Annotated in this window: 10 protein-coding genes; 9 read left to right on the plus strand and 1 reads right to left on the minus strand. The window is 54.3% G+C overall.

The window, feature by feature from the left end; translation table 11 throughout:
• Positions 1–48: 48 nt before the first annotated feature.
• From EHV15_RS24115 to EHV15_RS24125, 3 genes are all read left to right on the plus strand, one after another.
• The gene (locus EHV15_RS24115; protein ID WP_128633464.1) at positions 49–804 is read left to right on the plus strand and encodes an ABC transporter ATP-binding protein; all 756 of its coding nucleotides are present in this window, start codon (positions 49–51) and stop codon (positions 802–804) included.
• Positions 801–2,738 (plus strand): FtsX-like permease family protein, encoded by a 1,938-nt coding sequence (locus tag EHV15_RS24120; protein WP_128633465.1) that lies wholly within the window; start codon positions 801–803, stop codon positions 2,736–2,738. Before EHV15_RS24115 ends, EHV15_RS24120 begins: the two co-directional genes overlap by 4 nt.
• A 121-nt stretch (positions 2,739–2,859) precedes the next feature.
• Positions 2,860–3,795 (plus strand): NAD(P)/FAD-dependent oxidoreductase, encoded by a 936-nt coding sequence (locus EHV15_RS24125; protein WP_178075945.1) that lies wholly within the window; start codon positions 2,860–2,862, stop codon positions 3,793–3,795.
• Positions 3,796–3,825: 30 nt separating this feature from the next.
• On the opposite strand, the gene EHV15_RS24130 is transcribed toward EHV15_RS24125, so the two are convergent.
• On the minus strand, positions 3,826–5,016 hold the full coding sequence (locus EHV15_RS24130; protein WP_128633467.1) for a M14 family metallopeptidase: 1,191 nt from the start codon (positions 5,014–5,016) through the stop codon (positions 3,826–3,828).
• 171 nt (positions 5,017–5,187) lie between these two features.
• Between EHV15_RS24130 and EHV15_RS36645 the strand changes: the two genes are divergently transcribed.
• From EHV15_RS36645 to EHV15_RS24155, 6 genes are all read left to right on the plus strand, one after another.
• Positions 5,188–5,358 carry a hypothetical protein gene (locus EHV15_RS36645; protein ID WP_178075946.1) on the plus strand — a complete coding sequence of 57 codons (171 nt, stop codon included), beginning with the start codon at positions 5,188–5,190 and terminating at the stop codon, positions 5,356–5,358.
• Positions 5,359–5,491: 133 nt separating this feature from the next.
• A complete protein-coding gene (locus tag EHV15_RS24135) occupies positions 5,492–7,012 on the plus strand; it encodes a TerB N-terminal domain-containing protein (RefSeq protein WP_128633468.1) in 1,521 nt (506 codons plus the stop codon).
• A complete protein-coding gene (locus EHV15_RS24140; protein WP_128633469.1) occupies positions 7,009–8,328 on the plus strand; it encodes an ATP-binding protein in 1,320 nt (439 codons plus the stop codon). The genes EHV15_RS24135 and EHV15_RS24140 overlap by 4 nt, the downstream gene beginning before the upstream one ends.
• Positions 8,325–10,523 (plus strand): DEAD/DEAH box helicase, encoded by a 2,199-nt coding sequence (locus tag EHV15_RS24145; RefSeq protein ID WP_128633470.1) that lies wholly within the window; start codon positions 8,325–8,327, stop codon positions 10,521–10,523. The genes EHV15_RS24140 and EHV15_RS24145 overlap by 4 nt, the downstream gene beginning before the upstream one ends.
• Before the next feature lie 315 nt (positions 10,524–10,838).
• Positions 10,839–11,813 carry an ABC transporter permease gene (locus EHV15_RS24150; RefSeq protein ID WP_128635507.1) on the plus strand — a complete coding sequence of 325 codons (975 nt, stop codon included), beginning with the start codon at positions 10,839–10,841 and terminating at the stop codon, positions 11,811–11,813.
• Between the two features lie 19 nt (positions 11,814–11,832).
• Positions 11,833–12,729 (plus strand): carbohydrate ABC transporter permease, encoded by an 897-nt coding sequence (locus EHV15_RS24155; RefSeq protein ID WP_128633471.1) that lies wholly within the window; start codon positions 11,833–11,835, stop codon positions 12,727–12,729.
• The last annotated feature ends 3 nt before the right edge of the window (positions 12,730–12,732 follow it).

Here is a 12,732-nt window from a genome sequence, read left to right on the forward strand (position 1 = left end):
GGGAGGCGATTGGTTAAGATAGAGGCAGAACCAAAGGAGTGATGGAAAGTGGCGATATTGGAAGCCAGCAAAATTCATAAAAGCTATGGCAACAAATTCAATAAACAGGAGGTGCTGAAAGGGATCGGCCTCAGCGTGGAAAAAGGTGAATTCGTCAGCATTATGGGGGCGTCCGGTTCCGGGAAAACAACCCTGCTGAACGTGCTCTCCTCCATCGACAAGGTCAGCCTCGGCAGCATCAAAATCGAAGGCAAGGAATTTACCGGTTTGAAGGAAAAGGAACTCGCCGAATTCCGAAAGTCCCATTTAGGGTTTATTTTTCAGGAATACAATCTGCTGGACACGTTAACGGTCAAAGAAAACGTGCTGCTGCCGCTCTCGATTAAAAAAGTGTCCCGGAAAGACGCGGATCACAAGTTTCGCACGATCGCCACCGAACTGGGGATTTACGAACTAAAAGACAAATATCCGAACGAAATCTCCGGGGGGCAAAAGCAGCGGACGAGCGCGGCACGGGCGTTTATCCATGATCCGAGCATCATCTTTGCCGATGAACCGACCGGCGCGCTGGATTCGAAGTCGGCCTCCGATTTGCTGGGCAAGCTCAGCGAACTCAACCGGAAAATCGAAGCTACGATCATCATGGTCACCCACGATCCGGTGGCGGCCAGTTATTGCAGCAGGGTCGTCTTTATCAAAGACGGGCAGAACTACTCGCAGCTGGTCAAGGGAGAAGAGTCCAGGCAGGCGTTTTTTAACGATATCATCAAGGCACAAGGCGTATTGGGCGGTGTTCAGGGATGAGCTTAACCCAATTGATTTACCGCAATTTAAAGAAAAATATCAAAAGCTATTACCTGTACGTCTTTGCGCTTATTTTCAGCGTCGCTTTATATTTCGCGTTTGTGACTCTGCAATACGATCCGGCGCTTGATGAAATCAAGGGTTCCGTGAAGGGGGCAGCGGGATTGGCCGCCGCGTCGGTTTTGCTCGTTGTCATCGTGGCGATATTTCTGCTGTATGCCAACACGATTTTTATCAAGCGCCGCAGCAAGGAAATCGGGCTATTTCAATTAATCGGGTTAACGAAAGGGAAAATTTTTGGGATCTTAAGCAGCGAAAACCTGATCCTGTATTTCGGTTCCATGCTGATCGGCATCTTCGCCGGTTTTTCTTGCTCAAGGCTGCTCCTTATGATCTTGTTCAGAATCATCGGGGTCGATGAACAGGCGAAGCTCAGCTTTTCAGCGCAGGCGCTGCTGCAAACCGTGATTGTCTTCGCGGCCGTTTATTTGCTGATCATGCTCATGAACTATACGTTCATCAAGCGGCAGAGTATTCTTTCGCTCTTTCGGGTCGTGTCTTCAACGGAGAATACGTACCGGAAAATGCGCGTCTCCGAGCTGCTTTTCGGCTTGCTCGGCATCGGATTCATCCTTTTCGGATACAAGGTTTCGACCCGCTTGTTCAGCGGCGCTTTCACCGCCATGAATGAGCTGTTTCTGGCGATGGTGCTGATCTTGGGCTCCGTTATTTTAGGGACATATTTGTTCTATAAAGGGTCGGTCAGCGTTATTTTTAACCTGGTGCGGAAAGCGAAGGGCGGCTATTTGTCGCTGAACGAGGTGCTGTCACTTTCTTCGATTATGTTCCGGATGAAATCCAACGCCTTGCTGCTGACGATCATCACGACCGTATCGGCGCTGGCGATCGGACTTCTGTCGCTCAGTTATATCTCGTATTATTCCGCGGAAACGTCGGCCGAGCAAAGCGTGCCGAACCACTTTTCGATGATGGAGCCCGCGGATGTTGCGGCGTTTGAGCAGGCGCTCCGGCAGGCGAACATCGAGTACAAGGAAACCAAACGCGACGTTCTTATGGTCGACGCCGACGTCTCCCAAGTTATCGGCGTCAGCACGCAGGACGACGGCAACGGAATCATGACGCTTCCGATCGTCAGCGAGAAATCGGTGGACGGCGTGGACATCGCTCCGGGGGAGACGCTGTTTACGGGGTTAAACGATGCGATGACCCAGTTTATGTCGATCCGGTCGACAGGGGAACTGACGCTTATGGGACAAACGGACGAGATCAAATTATCGCTGGTCGGGATGGATAAAATTGCGCTCGTCTCCATTCCTTTTTCAGGCGGAGTGCCTGCGGCCGTTGTGGATCAAGCGGTGTTTGAACGGGTGGCGAAGGACGTGAACCCGCATATCCAAAGGGGAACCTCCGTATATTACGGCATCGATATCGTTAACCGCGAACAATTGGATCAGGCTGACGAACTGTATAAAGGCATGGGCTTTGAAAGTCGTTCCGGCAATATGTCCCAGCCTGAGCTCACCAACAATCAAAAGGGCAACATGGGGCTGATTATGTTTATCGTAGCCTTTCTGGGATTGACCTTCCTGATCACTTCGGGCTGCATTTTATATTTCAAGCAAATGGGCGAAGGGGAAGAGGAGAGACCGAATTATACGATCCTGCGAAAAATCGGGTTCACGCAAAGTAATTTGCTCACCGGCATACAAATCAAGCAGCTGTTCAATTTCGGCATTCCGCTGGCCGTCGGCTTGTCCCACAGTTATTTTGCCGTCAAATCCGGCTGGTTCTTCTTCGGGACTGAGCTGTGGATGCCGATGATCCTGGTTATGCTGCTGTATACGGTACTGTATTCCGTCTTTGGACTTCTGTCCGTCATGTTCTATAAACGGGTCATCAAAGAATCGCTGTAACACTTAAACTCCGGTCCGGCAGGGGCCGGGGTCTTTTTAGGCAGTTGACGAATATTTCATTCGCGGATATTATAGATATATTGAATCTGTAATATCCATTTGGTTTAGGAGGAAGATCATCATGACAAGTTTGCTGGATGTAGGCATTATCGGAGGCGGACCGGCCGGGTTAAACGCGGCTTTGGTTTTGGGGAGAGCGAGAAAAAGCGTAGTCGTGATTGACGAAGGCCGCCCGCGCAACCGTGTGACGGGCGAGTCCCACGGGTTTTTGACCCGTGACGGCATCAAACCGGGAGAATTCCGGCGTATCGCCAAAGAACAGATCCAAGCCTATCCTACGGTTCACTTTGTGGAGGATACTGCAGCGGCGGTGACAGGAGAGGATGGACATTTCCAAATTACTGCCGCACAGGGGGAGACGTTCCATGCGAAAAAGCTGCTTTTTGCCGCAGGAATGAAGGATGCGCCTCTGGATATCCCGGGGTTGGCCGAGGTGTACGGGAAAAGCGCATTTGTATGCCCTTATTGCGATGGCTGGGAAATGCGGGACAGGCCGCTCGTCGTGATCGTTCCCAGGGACCATGCGTTGCATATGGCCCAAATGATCTCGGGCTGGACCGCGCAATTTTCGGTGTGCACCCATGAACAGGGGGAATGGACGGAGGAACAGCGTGAAGAACTCCGCCGCCACCAGGTTCCCGTCTTCGATTTGCCGGTCGAACGCATTGATTCTCAGGAGGGCATGGTGCGGCAGGTTGTATTGAAGGATGGGAGGGCCGTTCCTTGCAGCGGGATCTTTTTTGCACCGAGGCTGGTTCCGGGATCAAGCTTGCCGCAAACGCTGGGCTGTGATATGACGGAAAGCGGTGCGATGATCGTCGACGATCTCGGTAAAACGAACGTGCCGGGAATCTATGGCGCCGGCGATGCGGCTTCCGCCAAGTATCAGGTGATTGCAGCCGCCGCGGCGGGAGCTTTGACGGGCATAGCCATCAATAACGAACTCCAGGAAGAAGCCTGGAAGCGTATGGAGGAGCGGGCTAACGGACCGGAATAACCTTATCCGGTCCATTAAAAAATAAAAGGTTTACATATACAAGCTGGCCAACAGGATTCCCAGGCTTTCTTCGTAAATTTCGTCATATTGCGATAGGGGCAAGGGATTTACCCCGCTGCCAAGCTCCACCGTAAACCCCGGCCTTCTCCAGTCTTGGATGAACCAGTCTTTGTAGCCGGCATAGCTTTCGATATTCCGCACCGGTTCGTATCCGCTGACGCGGGCAAATTCGTTAACGATCGTTTCGGCATAGGGCGGTTCCAGGTTTTCAAACCCCCAATAAATGACCTCACCCTGGGTATGAAAAGCCAGCACGCGGGCAAAATCGCTTTCTCTCGTTAGATCAGCCATCGCGATCGCTTCCGGCTCGGTGAGCGGGGCGGTTCCCCCATAATCCCGCGGTCCGGGCTCCTGCGGATTTCTGGCGGCTTCGCGCTCCCACAGTGCGGGGAACTGGTCGTTGAGGTCCACGCCGCGTATGTTCGCTTTCCACCCCTGGAAATCGGTGCTTCCGTTGTTGTAGGACAGCACATTGCTGCGGTATGGCTCCTGCTCCGGCAAGCCGTTTATGACCAAATCCACGCCGTCGGGGTTGACCATGGGAACAATGGACAAAGTCGCCGCCTCGTAGTAAGGCCACATTTGAAGTCCTCTGATCCCGGTATTGTTGGTTAATGCGAGCGAATAATGATTCAGAAACTTGATCAGGACAGGTGTCGTGATCCATTCGTTGGCATGGAATGCCCCGTTGGCGTGAACGCGTTTGTTGCCTTTGCCGATGCGCAGCTCGGGCAGCGCTTTTCCCATCACGGAATTGCCGATATTACGATATCCGAGAAACGGATACAGATCCATAAGCCGGTTCAAATCGGAGCGAAGCGCGGCATAATCGTACGGTTTTCTGACGTCCACCACAAACCAGGTGACTCTCAGCGGCAGCTGCACTCTCTGCCCGACCTCCAACCGGTTCGGATTGACCGACGGGTTCAGCAGAATCAGCATATCCAGCGGAATCCCCCGGTCCCTGGCCAGTTTCCAGAGCGAATCGCCGGGTTTGATTTGATAATCGCTAACCAGAAAACCCGGAATATTCACTTCCTGACCCACGGTAAGATTCGCCGCGTTCAGTCCAGGGTTGGAATCCACAATCAACTGCAGCGGCAGATTAAACAGCTGGCTGTAATACCACAGCGTATCCCCGGCTCGAACTTGTATTCTCAAAAGCCATCCCTCCTAGACGTACCCTCCCTATCAGCATATGGGGGAGACATAGGCTCCATGTCTGTTTGCATGATAATGGGCAGGGTCCGCCTATGGCCCTTGCCTTAGATAATCCGCCCGAGCATGGAATTCACGAAAGCGGGGAATCTATTCAAAAAAGGAGGAATCACTATGCCTAATGAGCGGATACCGATCGAAAAAGACGGGGACCCGCAAACTGTTTACGAGGATACGAGCCCTCATCTGCGAACCGGCTTTATGCCGGAGCAGCCCGACGTAACGGCCCTTCCTTCCAATGAGGAAAGTCTGAAGCGAATCGGAAACGACCAGGCCACGGAGTAACTTTGCAAGAGCAGCGACTAGTCCAGTCGCTGTTTTTTTATTTTCCATATAGGCGGATGTGAACAAATGTTCCCCAGTTATGATATACTAAAGTGGAAATTTAACGTTTGTCCATGAGGATGGAGAGTTTGCCATGGAAAATCGTTCGCGTCCCATTGAATTTGCGGAAATCGATTTATGCGAAGAAGAGCCTGGACTTGATATACCGCCTAAAAAAGATACGGACCTGAGTCAAGCGTCTGCGGTGTCCATTCCGTTTTACAACCGCGAGCGCCATTTTGCCGAGGAGGCGCGAAAACGGGTGAACGAGCAGGGCGAGCCGGCGCCTTTCGCGCCGTTTATGAGCTATTGGCCGACCTACGAACATATGATGGAATCGCAGCAGAAATGGTATTTTTACTGGCGTTCCGAAGTGCGAGACGGGCGTTATCCCGATACGGATTTGTCCTACATATTTGTATACGCTTATGAACTGATCAACGGCGTGGGGTGGTCGGACCCGCAGGAAGGGTACGCAGAGCTTAACCGGATTTGGATCGCGTATGGCGGCCAGTACCCGCAGTTAAACGCCTATTTGAAAGATTGGCTCGCCGATTTTGCGTTCGTGCACGCACTGGATGTTCCGCTGCTGGAAATCATCACGCGCGGCGGCGGCTCGTATCCGGAGGCTTTGGTGGATATGGAGCTGCTGCGGCTTTTTAAAGAGCAGCCCTGCCGGATTCCGCTGGCCCTGCTGCTCGCGTTAAGCGACTACGATTTGCGGCGCAGCAAATTTTATCAGGGACCCGGCAAATCGGATCTGGAGCTGTGGGTCCCGCGGATTGTCGGGATGCTTGACGCTTTTTTGTGCAAAACCCAGGGCACCCGGCTGATCGACAAATTCCATCCCGGCCGCGAGCGGACGATCGAGCGGTATCTGTTCCGCAGCGCGGTCTACGATGATTCGCTGTATGGGAGAACGGCATCCCTCGTTTCGGTCCCGCTCAGCAGCCACCGTCCGCTCCGAAAATACATTACGCAAACGATCCGCTATGCCGAAAACCAATTAAGGGAATTAAGAGGCTTTAGAGGACGCTTGAGGGGCATCGTTATGGATTCTGAGACAGAGCGCCTGATCGACCGTTACCTGGAAAAAGAGTTTGCTCCGCAGACGGTTTCACAGCCGCGGATCGAGATCGACGCGGAGAAACTGGCGGCGCTTAAGCAGGATTCGGATTATGTGCGCAGCAGGCTGACGATCGGCTATGAGGAACGGGACGAAACGGCGGCAGAGGCGATTTCGGGTTTGGAAGGAGATTTGGACTCGGAAGCGGATTTGGACACGTTGGACATTATCGTGCCTGAGCAAGAAGTTGACAAGGAAGATGGAGGGAGTTCGGCGTATTGGGACATGCCGCCGCTGGACGAGGACTGGGCTTCGTTCGCCGGCAGGCTTGATTCGGTGCAGCTCGAAGCGTTGCTCGCCCTTAAAGGCCTATCGCCCGATTCCGCGCTTGCCGCTGTGGCTGAAGCTTACGGCACCATGCCCGAGCTGATCATGGATGAAATCAACCAACTGGCGATGGAAACAATCGGGGACCTGGTTGTTGACGGGGGACGGCTTGTCCCGGAATATCTGGAATTTTTTGAGCATTTGAAAGGAGAATTCTCGTGAATGAAGTGAAAATCCCTAAGCGGCTCACCACGGCGCTGGTCAATTCGCTCACGGCCGGCGTGGTGCCGCGGGTGGGGCTGGAGCATATCGCGGTGGGTCGCCGGGCGGAAGTTGACGCCATTCTCAAAGATCTCGACAACATCGCCGAGGGCGGAGCGGCGTGCAAATTTATTACCGGGCGTTACGGCAGCGGAAAAAGCTTTTTGCTGCAGACGATCCGCAACTACGCGATGGACCGGGACTTCGTCGTGGCCGACGCGGATTTGTCGCCGGAGCGGAGACTGGTCGGGACGAAAGGGCAGGGCTTGGCCACCTACCGCGAGCTGATGACCCATCTGTCCACCAAGACGCGCCCGGACGGTGGAGCGCTGGAAGCGATGCTGCAAAAATGGTTCGCCGCTCTGCAGCAGGAGGCGCTGCGGGAGACGGGCCTAAAGCTAAGCGATCCCGCTTTAAACGATGCGGTGGAGCAGCGGATTTTTGCGGTTACGGCCGAAATGCAGAACCTCGTGCACGGGTTTGATTTTGCCAAAGTGCTGGCGGCCTACTGGAACGGCCATAAATTGGCCGACGACGACCGGAAGCAGGCGGCGCTCCGCTGGCTGCGGGGCGAGTACCCGACCAAAACGGAAGCGAAAAAAGAGCTGAATGTCGGCGTCATCATCGATGACGAAAATTGGTACGACTATGTCAAGTTGTGGTCGGAGTTCGCGGCGCGGATCGGTTATCGGGGGCTGCTGCTGTTTATCGATGAAGCCGTCAATTTGTATAAAATTTCAAACAGCGTGTCCCGGCAAAGCAATTACGAAAAGCTGCTGACGATGTTTAACGATACGATGCAGGGCAAAGCGGAGCACCTGGGCATTTTTGTCGGGGGAACGCCGCAATTTGTCGAAGACGAGCGCAGGGGCCTGTTCAGCTATGAAGCACTGCGCTCCCGGCTGATGGAAGGGCGCTACGCCGGAAAAGGCTTCGTGAATTATTCCGGGCCGATCCTGAAGCTGGAGATGCTGTCGCCCGAGGAGATTCTGCTGCTCCTGCAAAAGCTGGTAAACATCCATGCCCAGCATTTTGGCTATGCGCCGTCGATTACGCAGCAGGAGATCGTTTATTTTATGGAGGCCGCCGTCGGCCGCCTGGGCGCCGATCAGTTGCTCACCCCGCGCGAAGTGATCCGGGATTTTATGGATTTGCTGCATACGCTGCGGCAAAATCCGGACGCTTCCTTCGAGCGGCTTGTCGGCGAGCACCAGGTGAAGCCGGCCGAAGCGGATCCGGATGAAGTCGGCGGCTTTCTCGCGGAGTTTGAATTATGAGCGATAATCCTTTTTATCAACTTGCGCCTTTTATTCAGGAATTTATTTATAAGCGGAAATGGGAGACGCTAAGGGCCGTTCAAGTGGAGGCTTGCCGCATCTGCTTTGGGACAAGCCGCCATTTGCTGATCGCTTCGGGCACCGCCTCGGGGAAAACCGAAGCCGCGTTGTTTCCCGCGCTGACCGAGCTGTACAACCGGCCGGCAAGCTCCGTCGGCATCTTATACATCGGTCCGCTGAAGGCGCTGATCAACGATCAGTTCGCCAGGCTCGAGGATCTGCTGCGCGAATCGCGCATTCCGGTTTGGCACTGGCACGGCGACGTGCCGCAAACCGAAAAAACGAAGCTGGTCCGGAATCCTTCCGGAATTTTGCAAATCACGCCGGAGTCGCTTGAGGGTCTGCTGATGAACCGTCCCAACGCGATTCCCGCGTTGTTTAAAGACTTGCGTTACATCATTATCGACGAGGTGCACGCCTTTATGGGGGTGGACCGGGGCATCCAAGTGCTGAGCCAAATCGCCCGGATCGAGCGGATGGCCGGCGCCAGGCCGAGACGGATCGGGCTGTCGGCGACACTCAGCGATTATGAATCGGCCAAGGCATGGTTAGGGGCCGGAAGCCGCGAGCCGGTCGAGGTCGTGTCCTCGGCGGGAGGGCGCAAGCTGCGGCTGCGGGTCGAGCATTTTTCGTTTCCCGACGCCCGTGACGAACAGCAGGCCGAGCAGTTGCAGAACGCTCGCAAGGCATACTACGAGTACATTTACGACAGCACGCATTTGAAGAAAGCGCTGATTTTCACCAACAGCCGTTCCGACGCCGAGCTCACGACGCTGGAAATGCGCCGGGTTGCGGCAAAACGCCACGAGCCGGACGTGTTTTACGTTCACCACGGAAGCATTTCGGCGATGCTGCGGGAAGAGGCGGAGAGCGCGCTGAAAAACGGCCCGGGACCGGCGGTGTCCGCGGCGACGCTGACGCTGGAGCTAGGGATCGACCTCGGAGAGCTTGAGCGGGTCGTGCAGCTTGGCGCTCCGTACAGCTCGTCCAGCTTTGTGCAGCGGCTGGGTCGGTCCGGCCGGCGCGGCGATGCGGCATCGGAGATGCTGTTCGTCGTCCAAGAGGAGGAAGACGAAGATGCGCCGCTGCCGGCCCGCATGCCGTGGACGCTGCTGCGCGCGATCGCGGTAATCGAGCTGTACGTCCGGCACAAGTGGATCGAGCCGCTGAATAGCCGCAAACTGCCGATCGGCACGATGTACCATCAAACGATGAGCATGTTGAAAAGCATGGGGGAAGTGGAGCCGGCCGAGCTGGCGCAAGCGGTGCTGACGCTGCCGTCGTTTCGCCAGGTGAGCCCGGAGCAGTATAAAATGTTCCTGAATTATCTCCTGCAAACCGACCATTTGCAGTGGACGGAAGAAAAGTCGCTGATCATCGGCCTGACCGGGGAGAAGATCGTAAACAACTTCCGTTTTTACGCCGTCTTTCAGGATGACGAAGAACATGCTGTGTATAACGGTTCCGAGGAGATCGGCTCGATTACGACCGTTCCGCCGCCCGGATACTGCTTTACCCTGGCTGGGAAGCTGTGGAAGGTGACGGAGGTGGACGCAAAGCATAAGGCGGTTTACGTAAAACCGGCGATCGGCAAAGTGGATACGTTATGGCTTGGGGCAGGCGGAGATGTTCACACCCAGGTCGTGAAAAAGATGCGGGAAGTGCTCGCCGGCTCCGCCATTTATCCGTATTTGTCCCCGCAAGCGGTGAACCGGTTGGAGCGGGCGCGGCGGCTGGCCAGGGAGACTGGGCTGGCCCGGCAGGTCGTCCTGCCGGCCGGCGGAGACGCCTTGTTCGTGCTCCCTTGGGTCGGCAGCAAGGCGTTCCGTACCTTGGAGCGGTTGCTTAAGCACCATTTGTCCGAACGCCTCGCCTTACGCTCCGTCGTCCCGATGGAGCCATACTACATGATCGTTTCAGGCAAAAGCGATCCGCAAACCTTAATCGGAGAAATCGCAAGAGCTTGCCGGGACTGTCGTGAAGAGGATCTGCTGGCGCCGGAGGAAGCGCCTTACCTGGGGAAATACGACGAGTTTGTCGTTCCGGAGCTCATCCGCCAGGCGTTTGCGGCCGACGGTCTCGATTTGCAGGGCCTGCGGGCGGGACTCGCCGACATGCCGGAGGAAGAAGTATAGCAGGGTTCCTTCGCTTGAAAAGGACGTTCTGATTGGAAATATCCAATGAGATTGGAAAGAAGATTGGCCAAATTAGCAGCTTGATTGGATATTTCCAATGTGATTTTAATAATTTGTCATTACACATTGACCAAATATAATTCGTGACATAATATATGTCATAACAATTTGGGGAATTTACCTTTTACCACCGTTGCAACTGACTGCGCATTCACCACCTTTTTCAGAAAGGAGCCATGATTGCATGTGAAAACTACTCCCCCAACGAAACCATCCGCCTCCGCAAATCAACCTGCCCGATGGCCCCCGCACTGGATCACGCAACGATTAACGCAATGGAGCAAGCAACCGCCCCCGCAAGGGAATAAGCGACCGCCCGCACGATGGACCTATATCCGCAGCCAGCTCAAAAGAAACCTCGCATTATACGTGATCATTTTCCCGGCTTTTCTGTACTTTGTCGTTTGGCATTACTGGCCGATGTACGGTGTGCAAATCGCTTTTAAGGATTTCATGCCCGCGCTGGGGATCGGCGGCAGCCCGTGGGCCGGATTTGAGCATTTTGAACGGTTTTTCAATGCCTATTATTTCTGGAACATTTTGCGCAACACGCTGGGGATCAGCGTTTACGGCCTGCTCGTCAGCATTCCGGCTCCCATCATCCTCGCGCTCATGTTTAACGAGCTCCGCTCCAAACGTTTTCGCACCGTCGTGCAAACCATCTCCTACGCTCCGCATTTTATTTCCGTCGTCGTCGCCGTCGGCATCCTGTTTTTCTTCATTTCGCCAACGAATGGGGTGATCGGCTCGGTCATCGCTTGGTTTGGCGGTACCAGCCGCGATTTCCTGGCGGACCCGGGATCGTTTTGGCATCTGTTCGTCTGGTCGGGATTGTGGCAGAGCATCGGCTGGTCGTCGCTCCTTTACACGGCCGCAATGTCCGGCATTCCGCCGGAGCAATATGAAGCGGCTTACATGGACGGCGCCGGCAAGCTGAGCAGAATGTGGCACGTGACCTTGCCCGGAATCATGCCGACCATCGTCATCCTGTCGATCCTCAGCATCGGCGGCATCATGAATGTCGGTTTCGAAAAAGTGCTGCTGATGCAAACCGATATGAACCTGCAAACCTCGGAAGTGATCTCCACCTACATGTACAAAAGCGGGATTTTAAACGCCCAATACAGCTTTTCCGCAGCCGTCGGCTTGTTCAACAATGTCATCAATTTCATCCTGCTGATTTCCTTCAATGCGATCGCCAAACGGGCGGGGCAAACCAGTCTTTGGTAAGCCGAAGGGAGGAACGCACATGCATACCGCAATCTATCGGACAACGGGGGAAAAAGTGGCTGATGCGGTCATTTTCCTATTCGTTTTGCTGCTGACGTTTCTGATATTGTATCCGCTCTTATTCGTGTTGTTCGCGTCGCTCTCGGACCCGCGGCAAATCTACGACAACCCCCTGCTGCTTTGGCCAAAAGGCTTTCAGGTGCAAAGCTATCTCACCATTTTTGAAAATAAGGATATCTGGCGCAGTTACGGCAACACGATTTTGTACACGACCGTCGGCACCGCGCTGAACGTGATCATGACGATCCTCGGCGCGTATCCGTTGTCAAGGCGGCGTTTTTTCGGCAAAAACATCTTTACGTTTCTGTTTACCTTCACCATGTTTTTCAGCGGCGGCCTCATTCCCAGTTATTTGGTCAATCAGTCGCTGGGCATCGTCAACACGATGTGGGTGCTCATTTTGCCGGGGGCGATCAGCGCGTATAACCTGATCATCATGCGGACTTTTTTTCAGACGCAAATTCCCGTCGAGCTCGAAGAAAGCGCCTATGTGGACGGTTGCAGCGATTACCGGCTGCTGTACAAAATCGTCCTGCCGCTCTCAACCCCCATTGTCGCGGTGATGGTGCTGTTTTACGGCGTCGGCCATTGGAATTCATATTTTGACGCGATGATTTATCTCTCGGACCGCTCCCTGTATCCTCTGCAACTGATCCTGCGCGAAATATTGATCCAAAACGATTTCCGGCAAATGGTCGCGATCGCCATCGATGACGGTTACGCGGACCGGATGGTGGTGCAGGAGGGGATTAAATACGCCGTCGTGGTCGTTTCCTCGCTGCCGCTGCTCATTTTGTATCCGCTGCTTTCCAAATTTTTTGAAAAAGGGATTTTGGTCGGTGCCATTAAAGGCTGAAGA

The organism is Paenibacillus oralis, from assembly GCF_003863965.1.
In the GTDB taxonomy this organism is placed as follows: domain Bacteria; phylum Bacillota; class Bacilli; order Paenibacillales; family Paenibacillaceae; genus Fontibacillus; species Fontibacillus oralis.